The following is a 24,136-nucleotide window of genomic DNA, read 5'->3' as shown; positions in this document are numbered from 1 at the left end:
CGTCAGTTTACGTCACATCGACGAAAAGACCGGACGACTCCTCCGACAGACGGATGCCGTGATGACCGATCTTCCTCCCCAGCGCACCGGCCCGCCGGACCAGCCGGTCCGGCCACCCGCCCCGCCGTACCCGAGCGATCCGACGACCGCGACGCGCCACCTGTGCGCGGGCGCCTACCTCGACGACGACTTCCGCGACGCCTGCCTGCAAGAGGTCTACTACCAGCCGAAACGGATGGTCGCCCCGTCGTACGGCTTCGACCTGCTGCCCGTCATCGGACACGCCCTCAAGGCCCGGGACATGGCAGTCTGGCGGGACGCCGCCATCGTCACCACCCTCCTGGTCGGAGCCTGCACCGTCCTTCCACTCGCCTTGGCAGCCATGGGGCTCGCCCTCCTCTGGATCACCAGCAGTACCTGGCGGTTCGTCCGCGACACCCGGGGAGGACTGCGCACCGGCGAGCCCGCCAGCTCAGGCACGACCTCGATGCGACTCGTCCTGCTCCTCCTCGGCTGGGCGGGAACGGCGATCTTCGTGCTCCCGCTCGCCCTCATGTCCTTCTCGACACTCTTGGCGCCGGTCGCGATCGGCTCGTCACGGGGCGGCACCACAGGCGACGCCGAACTGACGGTCAGTTTCATGTTCGGACTCCTGCTCCTCGCCCTGCCGTCCATTTTCGCCATGTGGCGACACCAGAAACTCGACGCGTTGGCGCCGGGCCGGCATCCCGCCTGGCCCTCCCCGACACCACGGCTGACGGAGATCTACAACCAGTCGCGGGGCAACACGGTCGTCTACAGCGGCTACACACCGTTCGTCGGGTCCGGCGTGCTCATCGGCAGCTCGAGTTTTGCCGTACGCCTGGTGCGCCCGGCCCACGGTCCGATGCTTTCGAAGCAGCCCACGGATCACTCCGACAACCGGCCCAGCGAGCGCGAGCTGGAATTCGCCCAGCCGCCGTTCGAAGCCCAGGAGATCATCACCTACGTCCGCGACGGCCTCGGCAGGATCGCATCCGCGCGGGAGGCCGAGGCGCAGATCCCCGGCCTGACCATCGAGGACCGGGTGTTCCTCTCCGGCAGCGAGGTGAGCCACCTCAGCTCGCACACGCCACCCGACGTGATGGCGGGTGTCGTCCGGCACCCGACCACACCCGCCCGCCACTACCTGGCCTGCCAGGTCGTCTCCTGGGGCGGCGAGCTGGTGACCACCGTGTACGTCCACATCGCCGTCCAAGGCCGCTCGCTCTACCTCGAACTCACCAGCACCGCCCTGGCCCCCTGCGACAGGAGGTACCGGATCGTCGACTCCGTCGAACGGCTCGGCACCCGAGGCTGGCTGCGGACCCTGCGCGACAGCCTGCTCGACACCCCCAGCACCATCGTGAAGGCCCCGGTCAGGTTGACCCGGTCGATACTGGAGCTGGTCAGCACGCCGGGTGCCCTCGGCACCGCGTCCCTGGTCCCCGGCTACGACTACGGCGCCCGGGTCGCCGTACGGCAACTGGGCAGCCGGGACGAGTTGCGCAACTTCACCCAGACAAAGGACATCGTCAAGTTCCAGCGGCTGATCGAACGCCGCGTCGTCGCGTCCGTACTCGATTTCCTCGACCTGAAGGGCGTCGACACCACCGAATACCGGGCCCGCGCGGCATCGGTACTGAACGTCGGCATCGGCAACTTCGGCAGCGGAGACATGACCTTCAACGAGTCGGTCACCGGCCAGAACCTGCCCCCGCAGACCCCACCCTCCTGACCAGTTACCGGGAGCGATCAGCATGACGCACGGCCCAGGCGACAACGTCGGCATCGGCAACTTCGGCAGTGGAAACATGACCTTCAACGGACCGGTCACCGGTCAGAGCTTCTGGGCAGCACCGAACCGGCCCGCAGCTGCGTCGAAAGTGGACGTCGGTGTCCTCACCGTCCTCAAGGAGGAGATGCGGGCCGTCGTCAACGTCCTGCGCACCCAGCGGGACTACCGCCCCCGCCGGCTCGACGCGGGGCCACTCGCACACGAGGCCCGGCTGCCGGTGGAGGCCGGACATCTTCGGATAGCCGCGATACAGACCCTCGACCGGGGTCCGCGGTCCGCGGGCCTGTCGTACCAGACCCTCATCCAGGAGTACGCGCCGCCGGTCGTGCTGCTCGTCGGCATCGCCGGCGGAGTCGGCAGGGACGTACGCATCGGCGACGTCGTGCTCTCCGACGAGGTCGTCTACTACGACGCCCGGCGGGAGGCGGCCGACGGCGTACACCGCCGGGGCCAGAGCCAGACCGTCGCCGCCTCGCTCGGCCACCGGCTCAACGAGTTCTTCGCGGCCACCGGCGACACCGTGCCGGCATCCGACGGCAGCACCTTCCGGGTCCACCGCGGGCCGATCGGCTCCGGCGATGCGGTGATCACCGACCGCGACTCGGAGATCCGGCACTGGCTCCACACGTACAACGAGAAGGTGTTGGCGGTCGAGACCGAGGCGGCCGGGGTCGCGCAGGCGTTCCACGAGGAAATGCGGCGAGATTCCACACCGCGCGGCTGGCTCACCGTACGGGGCATCTCCGACGCCGCGGACGCCGAGAAGGGGCACAGCTACCACGAGCTCGCATCCCAGCACGCCGCCGCAGCGATGCTGCGTCTGCTGCCGTACCTGCTCTTCGACCCGCCGGCGTCATGACCGCCAGGTCACGCGAGTCGGTGTGGCGCTCGGTGCAGGCATACCTGACCATCGGGTCCGCCGTCGGTGTCAGTCTGCTCGGGCTGCTCAGCGTCGTGGACCAGACCGTCGTCTCCGGAGCCACGCTGGCGGTGCTGGCGCTGGTCACGTTCGACCTCGTCAGCGGGCGACGGCAGGCGCAGCGGGCCGACCGGGTCGTGCAGGGGCTGGCCGGGGCCATGCGCGACCTCGGCCGGCCCCGGTCGTTCGACGAGACGCTCACCGCGGCGGCACCCGCCACCGGGCTGGGCGCGACGCGTACGGCACGCAGCATCGGACTCGTCGGGGTCACGCTCGGGCGGACCGCCCGTACCGCCCTACCGGACCTGGAACGCTGCCTGGCGTCCGGCGGAACGGTGCGGGTCGCCGTCGTTGATCCCCACGGTGACGGCCCGGGCGAGGCGGCCCGCAGACACGGCGTTCCCGACGGCGCGGCGGTGTTCGAGCACCGCCTCCAGACGACCGTGGACGTGCTGCGTTACCTGGCGGCACTGCCGGCGGCCGGAGACCGACTGGAGATACGCCTCATCCCGTTCGTACCCAATGTCGCGCTCACCGTGATCGACCGTGGCGCACCGCACGGCTCCGTCACCGTCGACCTGTACGCCCACCGCCCCACCGCCCAGGAGCCGTCACTGACCGTCACAGCCGCCCGCGACCCACGCTGGTACGCCCACTTCGGCGCCGAGTTCGACCAGATCTGGGCAGCCGCCACCCCGCTCGTGCTGACAGCGCCGCCCGCCGGCGCGGCCGGGGAAACGGCTGAACGCCAAACAGTTGATCATTAGTGATTATCCTCGAACCATGCGCAGCAGGCGTCCCACCACCTTCCAGATCGCCGTCGACCTGGTGATCCTCACCGTCCGGGACGCCCGCCTCGCGGTGTTGCTCATCGAACGCGGCAACGACCCGTACCGCGGTCAGTTGGCCCTGCCCGGCGGTTTCCTGCGCGACGGCGAGGACCTCCCCGACGCCGCCGAGCGTGAACTCCGCGAGGAGACCGGCCTGCACGGGCTCAGCCCCCACCTCGAACAGGTCGGTTCGTACGCCACCCCCGGCCGGGACCCACGCGGCGCGATCGCCTCGGTCGCCTACCTGGCGATCCTCCCCGACCTGCCCGTTCCCGTCGCCGGCACCGACGCGGCCGCCGCCGGCTGGTACGCGATCGACACCCGTCCGCTGGCGTTCGACCACGACCGCATCCTGCGCGATGCCGTCGAACGGGCCCGGACAAGGCTGGAGAACACACCGCTGGCGGCCGCCTTCTGCCGGGAGCCGTTCACCATCGGTGATCTACGCGCGGTGTACGAGGCCGTCTGGGGCGTGCCGCTCGATCCGCGCAACTTCCACCGCAAGGTCACTGGGCTGTCCGGCTTCGTCACGTCCACCGGCGAGACACGTCACCCGCCGACCGGCCGGCCGGCGAACCTGTACCGGCGGGGACCCGCCGCAACGCTCTACCCCCCGCTGCAACGTCCGAACGCGGCGTCACCGCCCACAGTCTGAGCCGCTTCACAGGTACGCCCATTGCCAGGCCATCACCACATGGCAATACTTCAAAGTCCGGGCCGGCAAGATCCGGGCCGGCGAACTCGACCGCATCGAGGCGTCTCTGGTGCCCGTAGACCGGAGCCTGACCAAGGAGGCCAAGTCATGGACACCCTCGCATCGCTCGCCCGTAGGCTGGGCCGACCCGGCGTCGTGGCCGCCACCGTCGTGCTCGCCGTGGTGGTCAACCTGATCATCTTCGCCGTCGGCCACGCCGCCGGCGCGACCTACACCTTCACCGCCGGCGACGAGGTGACACAGGTCGCCGCGCTCACCCTCGTCGGCTTCACCGCCGTGCCGCTGGCCGTCGGCCTGACGGCCGCGGTGGTCCTGTCCCGGTGGTGGCGGTGGGTCACTCCCGCCGCGCTCGTCGTCGCCCCGGTCCTGGCCCTGCTCTCGATCCCGGCCATGACACTCCCGTCCGACCTCGACACCGCCGGCAAGATCGCGCTCGCGTTGTGCCACGTGACCCTCGCGCCGATCTCGGTCGCCGGCCTGCTCGGCATCCGCGCGCTCACCCCGCAGACCGCCGTGCCCTCGGTGGGTTCGCCGTCGTAACCCCGACCGTCGCGCGTCCGGTCGCCATCGGTGCCATCCTGTGGGTATGACGGCATGGCAGGACGTGGAACAGGCGGCCCCGGAGTTCGCGCGGCGCGTACAGGCGCTGTTCGACGCCCACCGGCACAAGACGATCGCCACGCTGCGGGCCGACGGGTCGCCGCGGATCTCCGGGATCGAGGTCGTCTTCGAGAACGGCGAACTGACGTTCGGCTCGATGCCGAACGCGCGCAAGGGCGCCGACCTGTGCCGTGACCCCCGGTTCGCCCTGCACAGCGCCACCGTCGACCCGGTCGAGGGTGCCGAGGCGCAGTGGCCGGGCGAGGCGAAGATCTCCGGCCGCGCGGTCGCCGCCGGAGAAGGCACCGGACCGGACGGCGACCAGTTCCACGCCGACATCGCCGAGGTCGTCCACACCCACCTCGACGACGCGGCCAAGATGCTCGTCGTCGAGTGGTGGACGCCCACGCACGGGCTACGCAGGGTCGAGCGCGAGTAACCACCGGACCGATATCGCTTGACGCACCGAACGGCCCGGGCGAACCTGCCTCGTGGAGATTGCGGATCTCGCCGCCCGTCTGGCCTGTGTCAGGCGGACCTGGACACCGCGGCAGCGGCTGCACGTCGGGAACGTCGCCTGGGCCGACGCGCACGGCGACGGCACTCCGGTCCCCGACATCACGCTCGCGTGGGGTGACCCCCTCACCGGTTTCGCCGACATCTGGAAGCCGTCGGGCACGGACGACCAACCGGCGACCGCGTCACTCCACCTGACGCCGCAGACGACGTCCACCCGACTGGCAGCCGCGGTCGACGACCTGCTCCAGCTCACTCCCCGGATCACGGTCGACGTCTCCCGGCAACACACCGATCTCGTGAATGCCCTGACGGCGCGCGGCCTCCGTGAGTCCGGCGGGCCCTGGTTCGCGCAGCTGTGGCGCGGCCTCACCGACCTTTCCGATCTGGCGGCCCACCCCGTCCCCGACGGCTATTCGATCCGTCCCGTCCGTCCCGACGAGCTGACGGCCCGGGTCGGGATACATCGCCGCTGCTGGGCCCCGGCACGTATCCGGACCCTGCTGAGCCTGCCGGTGACCGGCGCGGAGCCCGGATCGAGCTACTCGACCGACAAGCATCACGCCGTGACGAACACCCCCGTCTACCGTGGCGAACTCGACCTGGTCGCCGTCGCGGCCGACGGATCGTTCGCCGCTTTCGGACTGGGCTGGCTCGACGTGACGTCCGGGTCCGTACTCTTCGAACCCGTCGGAACCGACCCGGCCCACGAACGGCGAGGCCTGGCCCGCGCCCTGTGCGCCGCGATCCTGCGGACCGCCCGCGACCTCGGTGCCACCCAGGCCGTCGTCGGCCCTCGAGGTGACCCCGGATACCCGGTGCCCCGCAGACTCTACGAGGGACTGGGCATGCGGGAGGTCGCCCAGTTCGTTCCGTTCAGCACCGGATGACGGCGATAAGGAGGTTCCGGAGGGACCGGCAGCGCTGAAGAAAAGCTGCGGCCTTTGTCACAGCGCGGCCAGCGACCAAAAGGGTCATCAACGACGGAGAGGGACACCGGTTTCCACCTGATCGACACCACCCCGCTGGCCCGCGCGCATCCTACCGGATGCCCTCCAACGCGACCATCCGCTCAACAGGCGAGGTCGGCCCCGCTCTGGCAACATGGCTCCGCATGTGCGGACTGGCTGGGGAACTCCGTCGGGACGGCCTACGCGCCGACGTGTCGGCGGTGCAACGGATGGCGGCGGCGATGCGCGACCGCGGTCCCGACGACGGCGGGGTCTGGTCGCAGGGGGCGGTCGCCCTCGGCCACCAACGGCTGAAGATCATCGACCTCTCCGCCGCCAGCGGGCAGCCCCTGGTCGACCCGCATGCAGGACTGACCGGCGTCTTCAACGGCTGCATCTACAACTACCGCGAACTACGCGAGGAGTTGCAGGCCCGGGGGCACCGGTTCTTCTCCTCCGGTGACACCGAGGTCGTGCTCAAGGCGTACGCGCAGTGGGGTGACGACTTCGTCGACCACCTGATCGGCATGTTCGCCGTCGCGATCGTCGAACGGGACACCGGACGCCTGCTGCTGGCCCGCGACCGGCTCGGCATCAAGCCGCTCTACGTCACCGAGACCCCGGACCGGGTACGTTTCGCCAGCACCCTGCCGGCGCTGCTGACCGGCGGCGGCGTCGACACCACCATCGACCCGGTGGCGCTCGCCCACTACCTGAGCTTCCACAGTGTCGTACCTGCACCCCGCACGATCCTGCGTGGCATCAGCAAACTGCCGCCCGCCACCGTCCGGGCGTACGAACCCGACGGGCGGGTCACCGAACGCGTCTACTGGGACCCGCCGTTCACCCGCCACCCCGACCGCGCCGACTGGTCCGAACGGGACTGGCAGGACGCCCTGCGCGAGTCGCTGACCACCGCCGTACGTCGCCGGATGGTCGCCGACGTGCCGGTGGGCGTCCTGCTCTCCGGCGGTCTCGACTCCAGCCTCGTCGTCGCCCTGCTCGCCGAACAGGGCCAGCGCGGGCTCGCCACCTTCTCCATCGGCTTCGACGCCGTCGGCGACCGGGAGGGCGACGAGTTCCGCTATTCCGACCTGGTCGCGCAGACCTTCGACACCGACCACCACCAGATCCGGATCGCCACGACCGACCTCGTGCCGCCGCTGGAGGCCGCCGTCGCCGCGATGAGCGAGCCGATGGTCAGCCACGACTGCGTGGCGTTCTACCTGCTCAGCCAAACCGTGTCGGAGAAGCTGAAGGTCGTCCAGTCCGGGCAGGGCGCCGACGAGATCCTCGGCGGCTACCACTGGTATCCGCCGCTCGCCGGGGTGGACCGCGAACACGCGCTCGACACGTACGCGCGGGCGTTCTTCGACCGGGACGCGGCCGGACTGGCCCGCATCCTCGCCCCGGACCGGCTCGCCGACGGCGACCCGGCGCGTGAGTTCGTCGCCGCCCACCTGGCCCGCGCCGGCGCGCAGACCGCGGTCGACGCCGGTCTGCGCATCGACACCACCGTGATGCTGGTCGACGACCCGGTCAAGCGGGTCGACAACATGACCATGGCACACGGCCTCGAGGCCCGGGTTCCCTTCCTCGACCACGAGTTCGTGGAACTCGCCGCCACCTGCCCGCCGGAACTCAAGCTGGCCCAGGGCGGCAAGGGCGTGCTCAAGGACATCGGCCGCCGGGTCCTGCCGCACGAGGTCATCGACCGGCCGAAGGGCTACTTCCCGGTACCCGGCCTCACCCACCTCGAGGGCAAGGTGCTCGACCGGGTACGCGACGCGCTGCACGCCCCCGAGGCCCGCCGCCGCAACCTCTACCGCACCGAGTACGTCGATGCCCTGCTCGCCGACCCGAACGCCGAACTCACCCCGCTGAACGGAAACAAGCTGTGGCAGATCGGACTCCTGGAAATGTGGCTCCAGAGGCACGGAATCGCCTGACCGTGACCGACATGCGGGTGACACAGACAGCGCCGACCGACGGCGAGCCGGCCCGCCGACGGGAACGGGTCGGCCCGGGTGGCGACCCGATCGCCCAGGGCGACCCGACCGGCACGTCGACCGGTCCGGAAACCGGCGTACCGCCGGTCCCGCGGGGCGACGTGGTGCTCGACTGCGGCTGGGGACGCCTGGTCTTCGGCCAGACGTTCCACGACCCCGCGGCCGTCGCCGACGTGCTGCGTTCCGAGACCGCCGGCTCCCGGGACATCTGCATCTACCTTCGTGACCCGCACGTGCTGGTGTCCCGGCTACCGGACGAACTGTTCATCGATCCGTCCCTGACGTACCGGCTGCCGCTGCGCGGTGAACGCGCGCCCGACCCGGCCGGCGACCTGCCGCCCGGACTGCGTATCCGACCGCTGCGGGACACCGCGGACGCCGACGTGGTGAACCGGATCTACGCCAGCAACGGCATGGTCACCAGTCCGGTGGACGTGCTGGTCGCCAACGCCGCCACCGCACGGTTCCTCCACCTGGTCGCCGAGTCCAGCACCGGGGAGATCGTCGGCACCATCACCGGCGTCGACCACGTCGAGGTCTTCGACGACCCGGAGAACGGCGCCAGCCTGTGGTGCCTCACCGTCGACTTCAACCACGCCCCACCCGGCACCGGGCAGGCGCTGCTGTCCGAGTTGGCCGCCCGGCTCACCGACCGCGGCCGAGCCTACGTCGACCTGTCCGTGCTCGCCGAGAACGACGGCGCGATCCGGCTCTACGAACGACTCGGCTTCTACCGCACCGCGACGCTCTGCGTGAAGCGGAAGAACCCGATCAACGAACGGCTGTTCCTGCCCGCCCTGCCCGACGGCTACGACCGGCTCAACCCGTACGCCCGGATCGTCGCCGACGAGGCGATGCGACGCGGCATCCGGGTCGAGGTGACCGACCCCGAATGGGGTGAGCTGCGGCTCACCACCGGCGGCCGCACGATCCTGACCCGCGAGTCACTGTCCGAGCTGACCTCGGCGGTCGCCATGAGCCGCTGCGACGACAAGCGGGTCACCCGCCGCATCCTCGCCGAGGCGGGACTGCGCGTGCCACGCGGCCGGACCGCTCTGGGCGACGACACCGACACCGCCTTCCTGACCGACGCCGGCGCCGTCGTGGTCAAACCGGCCCGGGGCGAGCAGGGCAACGGGATAACCGTCGGCGTACGCACGACCGACGCGTTGCACACCGCCGTCGAGCTGGCCCGCCGGTACTGCCCGGACGTACTCATCGAGGAGCTGTGCACCGGCGAGGACCTCCGGGTGATCGTGATCGGCCACGAGGTGGTCGCGGCCGCGGTCCGCCGCCCCGCCTCGATCGTCGGCGACGGGCGGCACGACATCGCCGAACTCATCGAGCGGCAGAGCCGCCGCCGGGCCGCCGCCACCGGCGGCGAATCACGTATCCCGGTCGACGACATGACCCGCGAGGTGATCGCCGAGGCCGGCCACGGCCTGCACGACGTACTGCCGGAAGGGACCGTGCTCGCCGTCCGGCGGACCGCGAACCTGCACACCGGCGGCACCATCCACGACGTGACCGCCGACCTGCACCCCGAGATCGCCGAAGCGTGCGTCACGGCGAGCCGGGCACTGGACATCCCGGTCACCGGACTGGATCTGCTGGTCGACTCCCCCGACCGGCCCGGGCACGTCTTCATCGAGGCGAACGAACGACCGGGACTGGCCAACCACGAGCCGCAGCCCACCGCCGAACGCTTCGTCGACCTGCTCTTCCCCGGCACCCGGGCACCGCAACGGCTCTGGTCCCCGGCCGGTGCGGCATCCTCGACGGCATGACCGACGCCCGACCCGTACCACTCCCGCTCGACCTGGACTACCTGCGGCAGGTGCTGCTGGAACTCCTGGAGATCCCCAGCCCGTCCGGGCGTACCGACCACGTGCAGCAGTACGTCGGCGAGCGGCTCTCCGCCCTCGGCATCCCCTCCACCCTGACCCGGCGCGGCGCGCTCAGCGCCTGCCTGCCCGGGCCCCGTGCCACCGGCGCCGACCGGGCGATCGTCGTGCACACCGACACCATCGGCGGGATGGTGAAGCGTCTGAAGGAGAACGGCCGGCTCGAACTGAAGTCGATCGGCACCCACAGCGCCCGCTTCGCCGAAGGCGCCCACGTACGCATCTTCACCGACGACCTGGAACGGGTGATCACCGGCCAGGTGCTGCCGCTGAAGGCCAGCGGACACCGCTACAACGAGGCCGTCGACCTCCAGGGGGTCGGCTGGGACCAGGTCGAGGTACGGGTCGACGAACCGGTCGAGGACATCGCCGGACTCCGCGCGCTCGGCATCGACGCCGGCGACTTCGTGGCCTTTCTGCCCAACCCGACGATCACGCCGAGCGGCTACGTGAAGTCCCGCCATCTCGACGACAAGGCGGGCGTGGCGGCGGTCCTCACCGCGTTCAAGGCGATCGTCGACGCGGGCATCCAGCCCAAGGTCACCGCACACCTGCTGGTCACCGTCACCGAGGAGATCGGGCACGGCGCCAGCCACGGCCTCGACCCCGACGTGGCGGAGATCGTCTCGGTGGACGCCGCGGTTGTCGCCCCCGGTCAGCAGTCCAGGGAGAACGCCGCCACGCTGGCCATGGGCGACGGCGTCGGCCCGTTCGACTACCACCTCGCCCGCAAGCTGGCCTCGATCGCCACCGAGTACGACGTGGACCTGGTCCGGGACGTCTTCGACTACTACCGCTCGGACGTGGCCGCGGCGGTGGAGGCGGGCGCGCACGCCCGGGTGGCGCTGATCGGCTTCGGGGTCGACGCCACCCACGGTCACGAACGCACCCACCTGGACGGCCTGCGCCACCTCACCCAACTGCTCTGCCTCTACCTCCAGGGCGATCTGGTCTTCCCGGAGTGGGACGCCGAGCCGGAGGGCGAGTTGGCCGACTTCCCGTCGCTGGCGGTGCAGCCCGCCTCGGCGGAAGGACCACGCGACGGCCCGATCGGCATCGCCGACACCCCGACGCGTACCGGTTGATCCTCGTCGGTGAGTGCCCGGACCCCGGCGCCGCGGAGCGCCGGGGTGAGCACGAGGGTCACCGACAGCGACGCCACGGCCATTACCGTCATCGCGGTACCGGCCGGCACGTACTGCGCGACGACGCCGGCGATCGTCGCGCCGACCGCCTGCATGGTCAGCAGGCCGGCCGTGTGCAACCCGAGCGCCTGACCCCGAACGTCGGCCGGGGTCAACGCGACGAGCAGGTCCTGCAACAGCAGCCCTGCGCTGAACCCCACCGCGGCCACCGCCAGGACCAGCGCCGCGACCGGCAGGGGCAGCGGCAGGGCGAAGAGAACGAACGGGGCGGCGAGGAGCAGGCGCAGCGGGGTGACGAGACGGGACCGCCAGCGTCGGGGCACGAAACGGCCCACGAGGGTGTCGCCGGCCAGCATGCCCACTGCCGTCGCCACGAACAGCACCCCGGCCGAGGCCGGCGCGTACGGCACGAACAGCGCCTCGCATCCCACGACGAGGCCGTTGGGAATCCACAGCGCGAGATAGACGTGCCGGCGGGCCGGCAGCGCCCACAGTTGCCGGTTGACCCGCCAGGTCTCGCGGACGGACGGCCGGCCGGCGGCCCGCGGTCGACGGGCGGTGAGCCCGAACCGGGCGACGGCCGCACCGACAAGGTAGAGACCGGCGCTGACCATCAGCGCCTGCCGGGCCGACATGACGACCACCAGCACACCACCGATGCCGTACCCGAGGATCTGCATGCCGCCGACAAGCATGTTGAACACCGACCGGGCGAGGACGTAGCCGCCGTCCGGCACGATCTCTCCCAGCAGCCCCCAGCGCACTCCGCCGGTCACCGAGTTGACCAGGCCCAGGCTGAACATGATCAGCAACAGACCCCAGACCGGCACCCCTGGAACGGCCATTCCGGCCGTACCCGCCGCGAAGAGCAGCGCCACCGTGACGAGCGCCGCCCGCGGCGGCAACCGGTCCGCCGCGGAGAGCAGGGTGGCGGCACCCACGACCTGGGCGAAGGACGAGCCGAAGAGGCTCAGTGCGGCAAGCAGCGGTGAGCCGGTGGCCGCGTAGACCAGTGTGCTGAGCGCCAGGCCGCTGACGGTCATCGCCGCGATCTGCACCGCGCCGGCGGCCAGGAGCGGCGTGAAGTCGGTGACCCGAAACAGCTGGTGGTAGGTGCGCATCCGGACAGTGTCGATACGACCGGCGTGAGTACGTACAGTTTCGCGTGGAGGCGAAACATGGGCGTGTGGCGCATCGGTACGGACACCCTGGCGCAGAGCCGGTTCACCGTGTCCGCGCTGACGGAGACCCTGGCCAGCTTCCACGCCCTGGAGAAGCGGAGGACCGTTCCCGGGCGAAGGCTGCCGACCGCCGCCCAGACCGCCGGGTACCGGGCGCGGCTCGCCGCCGACCCGGTCGTCGCTTCGTTCGTGAGAACGGCGCTCAGGCGGAACTGGATCCCGGACTTCATGAGCCCGCCGCCGCGTCCGGAGGACCGGACGTTCCACGACGAGATCCGATGGGTCCGCCAGACGCCCGCCGCGGTCGCTCTCGCCGAACTGGCGACCGCGCCGGGTGAGGCAGTTCCTCCCGAGCTGGCCGTGCCCGACCTGTCGATACGCGTCGCCGATCTGCTCCACTGGGTGTGGAGCCACACCGTCCGACCGGACTGGCCGAACCGCCGGCGAGTCTTCGAGGCCGACATCGTGGCCCGCACACATCAGATCAGCACCGGGGGCTGGGCCGCCGCGCTGAGCGGCATGCGGCAGGGAATGCGCTGGCTGGGCGACGGCCGACTACAGATCAACACACATGACCATCCACCACGGGACCTCGGCGACGCACAGTTGCTGTTCATCCCGAGCACCACCCCGCGTGGCTGGGTCGCCTGGGACCAACCGCAGCGGTACGCCGTGGTCTACCCCTGTGCCGGGCTGCTCTGCGATATCGGGCAGGACACCGTGCCGCACGCGCTGAAGGCGCTCCTCGGTCCGGTCCGGGCCGGCGTGCTCAGCCAGTTGGACACCCCGAAGAGCACCACCCAACTCGTCGCCCTCAACGGATACGGGTTGGGCACGGTGGGCCGGCATCTCAAGGTCCTGCTGGACGCGCGCCTCGTACGGCGACGCCGATCCGGCCGGTCGGTGCTCTACTACCGCACCCCCGCCGGGAACCAGTTGGTCGGCGTCCAGAGCACGGCCGAGCTCTTCACCGACCCGGGTCCGACGGCTGACCGAGGGCGTCCGGAGCGGTCGAAACACCAGTGACCGCACCGCTTTCTTGCCGCGGGTGGCCCGGTTCCCTATCCTGACCCCCTAAACCTGTAGGAGAAGTTGGTCAGGCGATGGCTGATCCGAGCGCGGACCACCGACCGCGACGCCGTGCGCACCTCGACACCCCGTGTCCGCCGGCAACTCTCCTCGCACCGGTGGCCCCACCTGACCGGGCGGGGCCTTGGCTCGTTCCGATGCAACCCACAGACTGAGGGCAGCATCGACAATGGACCGTGATCCGCCGACGGGGCGGCGGTCGGGTCCTCGCCCACCGACGGATGTGCACCATCGAAGGAGCGAACCGCATGCCCGATAACCCGCCCGATCTCGCGGCCCGGGTCACCGAACTACGCCGGCAGGGCGTCGTCGGTGTCACGATCGTCTGGGCTGACAACAACGGCATCCCCCGGTCACGAACCGTACCGATCGCCGCGCTGGAGCAGGTCGCCGAACGAGGTGTCGGCGTCACCGCCGTCTTCCCGGTGTTCGACTCCCACGACGGCATCACCTTCGCCTACGAAGGACTGTCCACACCGTCTGGGGACGTCCGGCTGATACCTGTCGTGGACCGGCTCGTCGCGCTGCGCGGCCAGCCGGGTTTCGCCTGGGCGGTCGGTCGGCAGGTGGCCGCCGACGGTACGCCGTGGCCCTACGACCAGCGGTCGATTCTGGCGGGGCAGGTGGCGGCGGCGGCCAAACGCGGACTGCGGATCCAGGCCGGCTGGGAACTGGAGTTCGTCCTCTTCCCGTCGGACGCCCGGACGCTACCGGCCAGCCCCGCGTACAGCCCGGCGGCGCTGCTGTCGGTCGACGAGTTCGCCGCCGACCTGCTGCGTGATCTGGACGCGAACGGTCTGCGGATCGGACAGCTGCACGCGGAGTACGGCCCGGCCCAGTTCGAACTGAGCCTCGCGGTGGCCGACCCGCTGCGGGCCGCCGACGATCAACTGCTGGCCCGCCAGACCATCCACGCCGCCGCCCGGGCCCACGGCCTGCGCGCGAGCTTCGCGCCGATGGTCACCACGCAGGGGGCGGGTAACGGCTGGCACCTGCACTCCTCGGTGTGGCGGGACGGCCGGAACCTTCTGCCCGGTACCGGCGACCACGGCCTCTCGCCCGAGGGTGAGGGATACCTGGCCGGCCTGCTCCGGGAGTTGCCCGCACTGACGGCGCTGACCGCCCCCAGCGTGCCGTCGACCGCCCGGCTGCGTCCAGGTGCCTGGTCGAGCGCGTACGCGGTCTGGGGTGTGCAGAACCGGGAGGCCGCGCTGCGCTACATCCCCGGTACGCCGCTGCTCGGCGCCGACCAGGCCAACGTCGAGCTGAAACCGTCGGACGCCTCCGCCAATCCCTACCTGGCGCTGGCCGGTGTGATCGCGGCAGGGCTGGCCGGCATCGAGGAGAAGCTCTCGCTGCCCGCACCGGTCCAGGACAACCCGGGCGCCTGGTCGGCGGAACAGCGGGCGGCCGCCGATGTCCGCCGGCTTCCCGCCACCCCCGCCGAGCAGGCAACCGCGCTGGAGGCGAGCACCCTGCTCCGGGCCGCGCTGGGCCCGGCCGCCTACGGGGCGTTCCGCGCCGTACGGGACGCCGACCGCGCCTGGGCCGCCGAGCGCCCGGCGGAGGAGGTCGTCGAGGCACATCTGTGGAAGTACTGATCGAACAGGTGAGGTGGTTCCCGGGCGTGGCGGGTGTTCTCGAGCACCACGCCCGGGCGCTGCCCCAGCCCGACCAGCTCTGCGGCCCCTTCTGGGCGGCGCTCGCCACCGGCACCGACGTACGCACCTGCGCGCTCGCGGCCGGGACCAGGATCTGGCCCCACGACCTGCCGGCAAGCCGGCCGGCCGGTGAGCCCCCGGCGATGTCGGCCTGGCCCGGCCTGCCCCGCGCGGACTCGTTCAGCCGTGCGGGCACGTCAGCGCAGGGAGTCGGCGCCGCCGTCGGCGCGGCATCTCAGGGAGTCCTGGCCGCGGTGCCGGTCACCGGAGAGTGGACGGTCTCCCGACTCACCGCTGTGCTGGCGTTGTTGGAGGGTGGGCTGCCCGCGGTGCCCGTCGCCAACCTCGACACCGCGGAACTGACCGAAAGCATCGACCGGCCCGGTCTCCAGCGGTACCTGGAGACCGGGGACGGCAGCGGGCTGGCACCGCACCCGTGGCGCACCGGGCACTTCGCGATGCCGGCCGGTGTTATCCGTGGCCGGCGCGGGACGCTGGTCGCCATCGCCGACACCTATCCCAGCCTCGGTCACCAGGGCGTCCACCTGCAACCGGTCGAGCGCCTGACCAGCGCGCTCGCTCGCCGGAAACCGGAAACCGGCGGGATCCTCCTGGCGGTCGGGGCCGACCTGGCCGACGACACCGCCGAGCGGATCGAAGGCCTCGGACTGCGGGCGAAGTGGTGGGACAACGGGACGCCGCACTGATCAGGCGCGCCTACGCGGGTTGCCGTTCGCGCCCGCCCGGAGACCTCGGGTTCCGCCGGGCGGGGCGACCTGCTGTTGCAGCCGGTCCAGGCGGTCGAGCACGTCGAGCATCATGATCCGCAGAGCGGTGGTGTCGGTGTCCCGCTCCAGTCTCAGCTGGCCGTAGGCGGCTCCGTAGTACAGCGCGGACAGCACGTCAGGGGTGATCACCTTGGTGAGGCCCAGGTTCCGCAGCACCTCGCCGGCCGTACCGGTGTCCGCGATCAGGCCGAGCAGCAGGTGACTTCCGGTGGTCACGGCGGATCCGTGCCGGGCCGCCTCGGCCGCGGCGACGCTCAGCACCCTGCGGGAGCCGTCGGCCAGCATCGGGGTGGCCGGCCGGGGTTCCCCGGCGGATCCGGCGCGGTCACCGAGCACGTCGTCGATCGCGGCCTGGATCGAGGCGGCGGGGAAGCCCAGCAGTTCGACGGCATTCCAGACGAGGCTCTCCCCTCGTCGAGAAACGCCTGCAGGATGTCGACCGGCTCGACGGTGGCCGCACCCCGCCCGGCGGCGATGTCGTGGGACTGGCGCAGGATCGCCGCGACGTGGTGGTTGGGCTGCGGGGTCAGCCCGATCGGCTCGGGCAACGGGGTCTCGGCATCGGCGCTCCGCGTCATGCCGTCGGTGCCGTCGAGCGCCCGGGTCAGCGCCGCCTGACAGATGCGCGAGATCGGCAGCCTCGCCTCCCGTACGCGGTCGGCGAGGGCGTCGGGCAGGTACACGTTCACCTTGGGCACGGATGGCTCCTGTTACGGCTGGTCGCGGGTATGCACCGTAGGGGGTAGATCACGCGATCACATCTTGAAGACCTACAAATCCTAGGGGCATACTAGGGTTATGTCAGCGCTCCTGACCGCCCGGCGGGCGGTCGACTACGGCCTCACCGAAAGCGCGCTCTGTCGCAGCCGCTGAGCCGCCCACCGGCGTGCCGGCGGCACATCCGCACGCCGCCCACCAGGCGATGAGGCGGCACCGTACGCCGATCCGACCCTCCCGCCCCCGCTGACCTCCCGCCCGCGGCCGCCCCGCGGACTCCTGTCGCCCGTCGCTCCGTCGACGGGCACGCACGACCCCCCACCTACGACAAAGGCTGTCTCGCCATGACCGATTCTGATCCTGCCCGCACCCCGCACCGGAGCAGCCCGTTCGGCTCCGACGAACTGGACGCCGCGCGAACCGACCTCACCACCGGGATCAACCGGATCTTCGCCGCCTCGGCGATGTCCGCCAGTGGACACGGAAACATCAGCGTCCGGCTCCCCGGACACCCCAACCTGCTCGCCGTCAACGCCGGGGACCTGCTGGCGCCGTGGCCGGCCGGCGACCTCCGCGTCGCCGCACCCGGTCTGCGCACCGTCAACGACCAGGTCGTCGTCGTCGACCTCGACGGCGAGGTCGTGGCCGGTACGCCGAGCCCGTCGGTGGCCGCGATCCTGAAGATGCACGTCGGCGTCTACCGGACCCGGCCGGACGTCAACGCGGTCATCCACACCCACTCGCCGTACGCCACCAGTTACGCACTGGCGTCGGTCAGCCTGCCGGCACGGTACGAGGCGCTGCTGGTGCACGGCCAGGCCGTCGACATCCCGGTCGCCCCGTGGGCCCCCCGCGGCACCGCCGAGGCGGTACGCGCCATCGCCGAGACCTACCAGGCCCACCCGCAGACGTACGGCGTCCTGCTCGGCAACCACGGCCTGCTCGTCGCCGGCGACTCGGCCGTACACGCGGCGAGGCTGGTCGTGGCGATCGAGGAGGCGGCCGTGTCGAGCATCGGCGCCCTCGGTCTGGGCGGCCCGGTCCCGTTCCCCGATTACGTCAAGGACCTCGACCTGCGGCTGCGCTTCTGAACCGGCGCCACCACCCCGACACCCCCTCACCGAGAATCGAGACCGACCGTGTCATCCCGAACATCGCGCTCCCGTAGCCGCACCGGCACGACCCGTCACCGGGTGGCGGGCGTACTCGCCGCCGTCCTGCTCACCGCCCCGCTGGCCGCCTGCGGCGAGGCGGACGACCCGGCCGCGGCGGACGACGGTCTGACCACCGTCACGTTGGCCTCGGCGCCGCTGGGCCACCTCGCCCCGATCTACCTCGCCCAGGACAACGGCGTCTTCGCCCGGCACGGCCTGCGGGTGGAGGTGGACACCGAGACCTCCGACCTGACGTCCGTACCGTCGGTCCTCGCCCGCAAGGTCGACTTTGCCACCGGCGACCTGACCACCCTGATCGTGGCCCGCGCCCAGGGCCTCGACGTCAAGGCGGTGGTGCCGGCGTCCGCGTCGACCGGCAAGGCCGGCGAGGACTACGGCGCCCTCGTCGTGGCCGGCGACTCCGGCATCACCAGCCCGAAACAACTCGAAGGCAAGACCGTCGCGGTCAACATCCTCACCAACATCGCCTCGGCCGCCGCCCGCGAGTCGATCCGCGTCGCCGGCGGCGACTCGGAGTCGGTCAAGCTCGTCGAGATCCCGTTCCCACAGGTGCCGGCCGCCGTCAGCGAGGGCCGGGTCGACGGCGCATGGGTGGTGGAGCCGTTCCTGTCGGCGGCCAAAGCCCAGGGCGCGGTCCCGATCGGCTGGGGATTCACCGACCTCGCCCCGGACCTGACGGTCTCCGCCTGGTACACGTCCGGCGCCTTCCAGCAGCAGAAGCCGGAGGTCGTCACCGCCTTCCGGGACGCGATCCGGGAGGCGTACGCCTACGCCCGCGAACACGAGGACGAGATCCGCGCGAAGATCCCGACGTTCACCCAGATCAGCCCGGAGGTGGCGGCCCGGATCACCATCACCGGCTGGCGGGACGAGGTCAGCCGGGAGGCCGCCGAGAAGCTCGCCGGCTACGCCCAGCGCGACGGCCTGATCAGCAGCCCACCGAACCTCGACGAACTGATCCTGCGGTGACCAGCGGCAGCCACGTGACGGCTTCCGGCCGGGGGTGGACCGTCCGGGGCGCGGGGCACCGGCGCGGGCTCGGCGTGGTCGGTCTGCTCGCCGCCGCGGTGACGTACGAGGCGGTGACCCGGGCGTTCTTCTCGCCCGTCCACGTACCGCCGCTGACCGCCATCGTGCCGGAAGCCCTCGGCCTGCTCACCGAGGCCCGGTTCTGGACCGCGACCGGCCGTACCCTGCTGGCGGCAGCCGCCGGACTGCTCATCGCGGTGGCCGCCGGAATCGTCCTCGGGTTCGCGATCGGCTCCGTCCCGTGGCTGCTGCGGATCACCTCGTCCACTCTGGACTTCCTGCGTCCGGTCCCGTCGATCGTGCTGATCCCGGTGCTCGTCCTCGTCCTGGACGTCGGTCAGATCACCATCCTGCTCGTCGCCGTCTCCTGTTTCTGGATCGTGCTGTTCCAGGTGCTGTACGGCCTGCGCGACGTCGACCAGGTGGCCGTCGACACCGCCCGCAGCTTCCGCCTGGGCCGGTGGGGCCGGATCGTCCACGTCACCTGGCCGACGGTGCTGCCGTACCTCGGGACAGCCCTGCGGCTGGTCGTCTCCGTGGCGCTCGCGCTCGCCCTCACCGGCGGACTGGTGATGGGCAGCGCGGGCCTCGGCGAGATGATCTGGAGCAGTCAGGAGTCGGGCGAGTCCGCCGGCATGTACGCGCTCGTGCTGCTGACCGGCGGCGTCGGCATCGCGCTCGACGCGGTGGCCCGCCTCGGCGAGCGGCGGCTGCTGCACTGGCACGTCGCGACCCGGCGGGAGACGGTCCGGTGAGCGGCGGTCGACGCGCCGGGGCGCGCACCGTCCTGGCCCGCGGCGTCGCCGGTGCCGGCCGCACGCTGGGCCTTCCCGTCGTGCTGCTCGCCGTCTGGTGGGTGGCCAGCGCGGACAGCACCAACATCTTCCTGCCGCCGCTGCGGGCCATCGTCGAGGCGTTCGGCCAGGTCTGGCTCTCCGACACCTTCGTACGCGACGTCGTGCCCAGCCTGTGGCGGCTGGGCGTCGGGTACGCCGCGGCGCTGGTAGTCGGTGTCGGGGTCGGGTACGTGGTCGGTCGCTGGTCGGTCGTCCGTGCGCTGACCGGCCCGATCCTCGCCTACTTCCGGGTGCTTCCGGCACCGGTGATGATCCCGGTGCTGCTGGTCGCCGTCGGCATCGGCGACGCCACCAAACTGATCGTCATCGCGATGGGCGCGCTGTGGCCCATCCTGCTCAACACCGCCGACGGCGTACGGGCCGTGGACGACGTCCAGTTGGAGACCGCCGCCGCGTACCGGCTGCCGGCCTGGACCCGGCACCGGCTGATCCTGCGGGCCGCCACGCCGCAGATCTTCGCCGGCGCCCGCCAGGCCCTCGGCATCTCGATCATCGTCATGGTGGTCAGCGAGATGCTCATGAGCACCGACGGGTTGGGCTTCACCGTGATCCGGTTCCAGCGGACCTTCGCGATCCCGCAGATGTGGAGCGGCGTACTGCTCCTCGGCGCGCTCGGGTTCGTCCTCGCGAAGCTCTTCGAACTGGTCGAGCGCCGCGCCCTGCGGTGGCACCGAGGAGCCACCGGACGAGAGGAGTCAAGGTGACACCGCCCGAATCCGACGACGCCCTGCTGCGGATCGTCGACCTGCGCAAGTCGTACCGGTCCCGGGAGCGCACCGTCGACGCGTTGACCGGGATCACCCTGTCGGTCCGCGACGGCGAGTTCGTCGCGGTCGTCGGCCCGTCCGGGTGCGGCAAGACCACGCTGCTGAAGATAGTGGCCGGGCTGCTGCCCGCCTCGTCCGGCGACGTCGTCCTCGCCGGACGGCGGGTGATGGAACCGCCGCCCGACCTCGGCGTGGTGTTCCAGGAGTACGGCCGCAGCCTGTTCGCCTGGAAGACGGTCCGACAGAACGTCGAACTGCCGCTGCGGCACCGGGGGATCGGCCGCGCCGAGCGCCGGGATCTGGTCGTGGAGGCCCTCGAGGCCGTCGGGCTGGCGCAGGCGGCGGACGCGTACCCGTGGCAGTTGTCCGGCGGCATGCAGCAACGGGTCGCGATCGCCCGGGCGGTCGCCTACCGGCCCCGCCTGCTGCTCATGGACGAACCGTTCTCCGCGGTCGACGCGCAGACCCGCGGCGACCTGGAGGATCTGCTGGCCCGCCTGTGGCGGCGGTACCCGATGACCGTCCTGTTCGTCACCCACGACATCGACGAGGCCGTCTACCTCAGCCAACGCGTCGTCGTCCTCGGCGCGGCGGGGGCCGGGATCATCGCCCAGTTCCCGATCGACCTGCCGGCCGAACGCGACCAGCTCGGCACCCGCTCGACGTCCCGCTTCGGTGAGCTGCGCGCCCGCGTGTACGCACACGTGCGGCGGGCCCCGACAACCGACGCCCCGACATCGCCACACCTGGAGAAGGTGACCCCGTGAACAGCAAGGAACCGCACCAGCACGCCGACCCCGGCGTGCCGCGCTGGACCGACACCGGCGGCGGCGAGGGACCGCTCTGGTCGTTCCACGTCGGCGACGTCGAGGTCTTCCCCATCCGCGAGGTCGACTACTTCCCCGTCCCGACCGACTTCTTCCCACAGCTCGAATCCGAGACCTGGACCGAGGGCGCGTTCTACACCAGGGAACCGTTCACCAGGGACGGCCGGATCGTGCTCAACCAGGAGGCCCACCTGCTCAAGGCCGGGGACCGGCTCATCCTCGTCGACGCCGGCGGCGGCAACGGCAAGCCCCGCAACGGCGGGGTGTTCGACCGCGCCGACCGGCCCTTCCTGGAGCAGTTCGCACGGGCCGGGGTGTCCGTCGACGACGTCGACACGGTGGTGTTCACGCACCTGCACGTCGACCACGTCGGTTTCGCCACCAGCTCGGACGGGGCCGGCGGCTGGGTGCCGACCTTCCCCAACGCCCGCTACCTGGTCGTCCGGGAGGAGTTCGACTGGTGGACCGGGCCCGAGGGGGCGGTGGCGCTGCGCCGCACCGGCGACTACATCGCCGACAGCATCCTGCCGCTGCGCGACGCCGGGGTGCTCGACCTGGTCGAGGCCGACCACGTGCTGTCGCCGGAGGTCCACCTGGTCCCGGCCTTCGGCCACACACCCGGCAACGTCTACCTGGTCGTCGAGTCGGCCGGCCGGCGGGCGCTGTTCGCCGGCGACATGCTGCACCACGGCGTGCAGCTGGAACGTCCGGAGTGGAGCATCCGGTACTGCGTCGTGCCGGGCGACTCGGCCGACCAGCGTCGCCGCCTGCTCGAGCGGGCCGCCGACTCCGGCGACCTGCTGGTGCCGGCCCACTTCCCGTTCCCGGCCGCCGGGTACGTGCACCGGGCCGAACGCGGCTTCACGTACACGTTCATCGAGGTCTGATGGACCCGTACCGCGACCGGCGGTGGTACATCGCCGACGTCCACACCCACTACGCCTGTCCGGACTATCCGGCGCTGGCGCCCCGGAACACGGCGCGGGCACTGGCGCACCGGTGGTCGTCGCTGGCCCGCCGGATCGCCGACCTGGACGGACTGCTCGCCGAGTCCGGCCGCCACGGCGTCGACCTGCGGGTCCTCAGCGCACCGCCCGCGCTGGTCACGGCGTACGGCGAGCGGTCCGCCCCGGCCGACCTGCGACGGATCAACGACCACCTGGCCGAGGCGGTGTCGACAGCACCGGACCGGATCCGGGGCCTGGCCACCATCGACGCGTTCGGCGGCGACACCGCCGCCGCGGAGGCGGTCCGGTCGGTCCGGGAACTCGGCCTGTCCGGGCTGGTCGTCGACTGCGCCACGGAGGGAGAACTCCTCAGCTCCCCCGCCGCCCGCCCCACCCTGACCGCCGCCGCCGAACTCGGGGTGCCCGTTCTCGCACACCCGATCAGCCCGGACTCGATGACCAGGGCGTTCGCCGGCCTCGGCCGGTTCGGTACGTCACTGGCCCGGGGCACGATCAACGCCGCCGCCCTGCTGTCCCTGCTGCACGACGGTGTCCTGGAGGAGCTGCCCGGCCTGCACGTGATCTTCCCGATGCTGGGCATGGCCGGCCTGTCCCTCGCCGCCGCGACCGACGAGGGTGAGATCATGACCGCACGCGCCCCGGCGCCGCGCCGCGCCCACGTCTACCTCGACACCATGGGCTTCGCCCCGGCCGCGATCAGATTCGCGACCGACCTCCTCGGCCCCGACCACGTGCTGGTCGGCAGCGACTGGCCGATCGGGCTCCGCGACGCCACCCGCGAACGGGTCGAGACGGTCCTGGCCCAGGCCGGGTTGGATGAGAACGACGCCCACCTGGTCGCCGGAGGCAACGCCCGCCGCCTGCTGGCACTCCGGCCGTAGCCGTGCCCTACGCCGCGGAAAGTCGTCCCCCGAGCAGTTCCTCGGATCGTTCCCACAGTCCACGGGCGAGATCAGCGTCGAGAGCCCGCGGGTTTCGCGGCGTGCTGGCCCGGCGCCGGAAGTAGTACGCCCCCGACTGCCAGTCCGTCCCGGGGACACCTTCGGCGAGCCACACGATCTGGTCCGCTCCCTGGTCGGGCGTGGACAGCAGGACGCGCCGGATCAGCGGATTGGAGCCGAGGAACCGGACGAACCGCATGACCGGGCTGGTGGTCTCGGAGGCAAAGTTCGTCCAGACATTGCCCGGGTAGAAGGACGCCGCCGACAGGCCGCTGGCGCGGTAACGCCGGTGCAGCTCCGTGGTGAACAGGATGTTCTCCAGCTTCGCCGCACCGTACGCGCGTACCGGGTCGTGGTTGCGGTCGTGGTCGAGGTCGTTCAGGTCGACCTCCTTGGCGAACCGCACCGTGCTGGAGGTCTGCAGCACCGACGCCCGTGACGCGATGAGCGTGTCCAGGAGCAGCCGCGTGAGCAGGAACGGCGCGAGATGGTTGACCTGGAACGTCGTCTCGAAGCCGTCCACCGTCTTGGTCTGCGCGCCGAACACTCCGCCGGCGTTGTTGGCGAGCACGTCGATCCGCGGATACGCGGCACGGAGACGGCACGCGGCGCGGTAACTCCGCCGCCGCCGCAGTGCGTCGATTACCGGACCGGTACCCATGCGCTCCGGTTCAGCACTGAACGCAACTGCTGCCGCGCGGGATTGGTCCTAAACGGCCTGGGACGCGATCT

23 protein-coding genes are annotated in these 24,136 nt (G+C 71.4%); 20 read left to right on the top strand and 3 right to left on the bottom strand.

Annotated elements, in window-relative coordinates:
• Positions 1–61 precede the first annotated feature (61 nt).
• The 13 genes from Prubr_RS25305 to Prubr_RS25245 all read left to right on the top strand — a co-directional run bounded on the left by Prubr_RS25305 (position 62) and on the right by Prubr_RS25245 (position 16,042).
• On the top strand, positions 62–1,756 hold the full coding sequence (locus Prubr_RS25305; RefSeq protein WP_212817429.1) for a hypothetical protein: 1,695 nt from the start codon (positions 62–64) through the stop codon (positions 1,754–1,756).
• A gap of 22 nt (positions 1,757–1,778) precedes the next feature.
• Positions 1,779–2,675, top strand: coding sequence for a 5'-methylthioadenosine/S-adenosylhomocysteine nucleosidase family protein (locus Prubr_RS25300; protein ID WP_212817428.1), 897 nt, complete (start codon positions 1,779–1,781; stop codon positions 2,673–2,675).
• Complete coding sequence (locus Prubr_RS25295) at positions 2,672–3,502, top strand: hypothetical protein (RefSeq protein ID WP_212817427.1); 831 nt, start codon at positions 2,672–2,674, stop codon at positions 3,500–3,502. The genes Prubr_RS25300 and Prubr_RS25295 overlap by 4 nt, the downstream gene beginning before the upstream one ends.
• Positions 3,503–3,518: 16 nt before the next feature.
• On the top strand, positions 3,519–4,220 hold the full coding sequence (locus tag Prubr_RS25290) for an NUDIX hydrolase (RefSeq protein ID WP_212817426.1): 702 nt from the start codon (positions 3,519–3,521) through the stop codon (positions 4,218–4,220).
• Positions 4,221–4,367: 147 nt separating this feature from the next.
• On the top strand, positions 4,368–4,820 hold the full coding sequence (locus Prubr_RS25285) for a DUF6069 family protein (RefSeq protein ID WP_212817425.1): 453 nt from the start codon (positions 4,368–4,370) through the stop codon (positions 4,818–4,820).
• Between the two features lie 46 nt (positions 4,821–4,866).
• Positions 4,867–5,319 (top strand): pyridoxamine 5'-phosphate oxidase family protein, encoded by a 453-nt coding sequence (locus Prubr_RS25280; RefSeq protein ID WP_212817424.1) that lies wholly within the window; start codon positions 4,867–4,869, stop codon positions 5,317–5,319.
• Positions 5,320–5,371: 52 nt separating this feature from the next.
• A complete protein-coding gene (locus tag Prubr_RS25275; protein WP_212817423.1) occupies positions 5,372–6,286 on the top strand; it encodes a GNAT family N-acetyltransferase in 915 nt (304 codons plus the stop codon).
• Between the two features lie 224 nt (positions 6,287–6,510).
• Positions 6,511–8,295 (top strand): N-acetylglutaminylglutamine amidotransferase, encoded by a 1,785-nt coding sequence (locus Prubr_RS25270; RefSeq protein ID WP_212817422.1) that lies wholly within the window; start codon positions 6,511–6,513, stop codon positions 8,293–8,295.
• A 2-nt stretch (positions 8,296–8,297) separates the two neighbouring features.
• Positions 8,298–10,142, top strand: a complete 1,845-nt coding sequence (gene ngg, locus Prubr_RS25265) for an N-acetylglutaminylglutamine synthetase (RefSeq protein ID WP_425517943.1) — start codon at positions 8,298–8,300, stop codon at positions 10,140–10,142.
• A complete protein-coding gene (locus tag Prubr_RS25260; RefSeq protein ID WP_212817420.1) occupies positions 10,139–11,344 on the top strand; it encodes an osmoprotectant NAGGN system M42 family peptidase in 1,206 nt (401 codons plus the stop codon). The genes ngg and Prubr_RS25260 overlap by 4 nt, the downstream gene beginning before the upstream one ends.
• A gap of 1,238 nt (positions 11,345–12,582) precedes the next feature.
• Complete coding sequence (locus Prubr_RS25255) at positions 12,583–13,611, top strand: winged helix-turn-helix domain-containing protein (protein ID WP_212817419.1); 1,029 nt, start codon at positions 12,583–12,585, stop codon at positions 13,609–13,611.
• A gap of 311 nt (positions 13,612–13,922) precedes the next feature.
• Positions 13,923–15,275, top strand: coding sequence for a type I glutamate--ammonia ligase (locus Prubr_RS25250; protein ID WP_246567616.1), 1,353 nt, complete (start codon positions 13,923–13,925; stop codon positions 15,273–15,275).
• A 26-nt stretch (positions 15,276–15,301) separates the two neighbouring features.
• Positions 15,302–16,042: a DUF6885 family protein gene (locus tag Prubr_RS25245; RefSeq protein WP_212817418.1), complete on the top strand. Its 741-nt coding sequence runs from the start codon at positions 15,302–15,304 to the stop codon at positions 16,040–16,042.
• Here the strand turns inward: Prubr_RS25245 and Prubr_RS25240 are convergent, their stop codons facing one another.
• Positions 16,043–16,339: a Clp protease N-terminal domain-containing protein gene (locus Prubr_RS25240; RefSeq protein ID WP_212817417.1), complete on the bottom strand. Its 297-nt coding sequence runs from the start codon at positions 16,337–16,339 to the stop codon at positions 16,043–16,045.
• Between the two features lie 38 nt (positions 16,340–16,377).
• The gene (locus Prubr_RS25235) at positions 16,378–16,821 is read right to left on the bottom strand and encodes a hypothetical protein (protein WP_212817416.1); all 444 of its coding nucleotides are present in this window, start codon (positions 16,819–16,821) and stop codon (positions 16,378–16,380) included.
• Positions 16,822–17,184: 363 nt separating this feature from the next.
• Here Prubr_RS25235 and Prubr_RS25230 point away from each other — a divergent pair, with 363 nt between their 5' ends.
• The 7 genes from Prubr_RS25230 to Prubr_RS25200 are packed head-to-tail and all read left to right on the top strand — an operon-like array spanning position 17,185 to position 23,344.
• Positions 17,185–17,931: a class II aldolase/adducin family protein gene (locus Prubr_RS25230; RefSeq protein WP_212817415.1), complete on the top strand. Its 747-nt coding sequence runs from the start codon at positions 17,185–17,187 to the stop codon at positions 17,929–17,931.
• A 48-nt stretch (positions 17,932–17,979) separates the two neighbouring features.
• Entirely contained in the window at positions 17,980–18,984 is a 1,005-nt protein-coding gene (locus tag Prubr_RS25225) for an ABC transporter substrate-binding protein (protein WP_212817414.1), read from the top strand.
• The gene (locus Prubr_RS25220; RefSeq protein ID WP_212817413.1) at positions 18,981–19,799 is read left to right on the top strand and encodes an ABC transporter permease; all 819 of its coding nucleotides are present in this window, start codon (positions 18,981–18,983) and stop codon (positions 19,797–19,799) included. The genes Prubr_RS25225 and Prubr_RS25220 overlap by 4 nt, the downstream gene beginning before the upstream one ends.
• Positions 19,796–20,605, top strand: coding sequence for an ABC transporter permease (locus Prubr_RS25215; protein ID WP_246567615.1), 810 nt, complete (start codon positions 19,796–19,798; stop codon positions 20,603–20,605). The genes Prubr_RS25220 and Prubr_RS25215 overlap by 4 nt, the downstream gene beginning before the upstream one ends.
• Complete coding sequence (locus Prubr_RS25210) at positions 20,602–21,435, top strand: ABC transporter ATP-binding protein (protein ID WP_246567614.1); 834 nt, start codon at positions 20,602–20,604, stop codon at positions 21,433–21,435. The genes Prubr_RS25215 and Prubr_RS25210 overlap by 4 nt, the downstream gene beginning before the upstream one ends.
• Positions 21,432–22,382, top strand: a complete 951-nt coding sequence (locus tag Prubr_RS25205; RefSeq protein WP_212817412.1) for an MBL fold metallo-hydrolase — start codon at positions 21,432–21,434, stop codon at positions 22,380–22,382. Before Prubr_RS25210 ends, Prubr_RS25205 begins: the two co-directional genes overlap by 4 nt.
• A complete protein-coding gene (locus tag Prubr_RS25200) occupies positions 22,382–23,344 on the top strand; it encodes an amidohydrolase family protein (protein WP_212817411.1) in 963 nt (320 codons plus the stop codon). Before Prubr_RS25205 ends, Prubr_RS25200 begins: the two co-directional genes overlap by 1 nt.
• A gap of 7 nt (positions 23,345–23,351) precedes the next feature.
• Here the strand turns inward: Prubr_RS25200 and Prubr_RS25195 are convergent, their stop codons facing one another.
• Complete coding sequence (locus Prubr_RS25195; RefSeq protein WP_281425841.1) at positions 23,352–24,065, bottom strand: SDR family NAD(P)-dependent oxidoreductase; 714 nt, start codon at positions 24,063–24,065, stop codon at positions 23,352–23,354.
• Between the last annotated feature and the right edge of the window lie 71 nt (positions 24,066–24,136).

Origin of the sequence: Polymorphospora rubra (assembly GCF_018324255.1) — a bacterium.
Taxonomy (GTDB): Bacteria; Actinomycetota; Actinomycetes; order Mycobacteriales; family Micromonosporaceae; genus Polymorphospora; species Polymorphospora rubra.
Note: the sequence above shows the minus strand (reverse complement) of the source record. Positions and strands in the feature narration are given on the sequence as shown.

Bases quoted from the DNA above. Each gene is read 5' to 3' on its own strand.
- Prubr_RS25305 (WP_212817429.1), top strand. From the start codon at position 62: ATGACCGATCTTCCTCCCCAGCGCACCGGCCCGCCGGACCAGCCGGTC.
- Prubr_RS25255 (WP_212817419.1), top strand. From the start codon at position 12,583: ATGGGCGTGTGGCGCATCGGTACGGACACCCTGGCGCAGAGCCGGTTC.
- Prubr_RS25260 (WP_212817420.1), top strand. From the start codon at position 10,139: ATGACCGACGCCCGACCCGTACCACTCCCGCTCGACCTGGACTACCTG.
- Prubr_RS25195 (WP_281425841.1), bottom strand. From the start codon at position 24,065: ATGGGTACCGGTCCGGTAATCGACGCACTGCGGCGGCGGCGGAGTTAC.
- Prubr_RS25250 (WP_246567616.1), top strand. From the start codon at position 13,923: ATGCCCGATAACCCGCCCGATCTCGCGGCCCGGGTCACCGAACTACGC.
- Prubr_RS25290 (WP_212817426.1), top strand. From the start codon at position 3,519: ATGCGCAGCAGGCGTCCCACCACCTTCCAGATCGCCGTCGACCTGGTG.
- Prubr_RS25300 (WP_212817428.1), top strand. From the start codon at position 1,779: ATGACGCACGGCCCAGGCGACAACGTCGGCATCGGCAACTTCGGCAGT.
- Prubr_RS25200 (WP_212817411.1), top strand. From the start codon at position 22,382: ATGGACCCGTACCGCGACCGGCGGTGGTACATCGCCGACGTCCACACC.
- Prubr_RS25280 (WP_212817424.1), top strand. From the start codon at position 4,867: ATGACGGCATGGCAGGACGTGGAACAGGCGGCCCCGGAGTTCGCGCGG.
- Prubr_RS25230 (WP_212817415.1), top strand. From the start codon at position 17,185: ATGACCGATTCTGATCCTGCCCGCACCCCGCACCGGAGCAGCCCGTTC.
- Prubr_RS25295 (WP_212817427.1), top strand. From the start codon at position 2,672: ATGACCGCCAGGTCACGCGAGTCGGTGTGGCGCTCGGTGCAGGCATAC.
- Prubr_RS25285 (WP_212817425.1), top strand. From the start codon at position 4,368: ATGGACACCCTCGCATCGCTCGCCCGTAGGCTGGGCCGACCCGGCGTC.
- Prubr_RS25270 (WP_212817422.1), top strand. From the start codon at position 6,511: ATGTGCGGACTGGCTGGGGAACTCCGTCGGGACGGCCTACGCGCCGAC.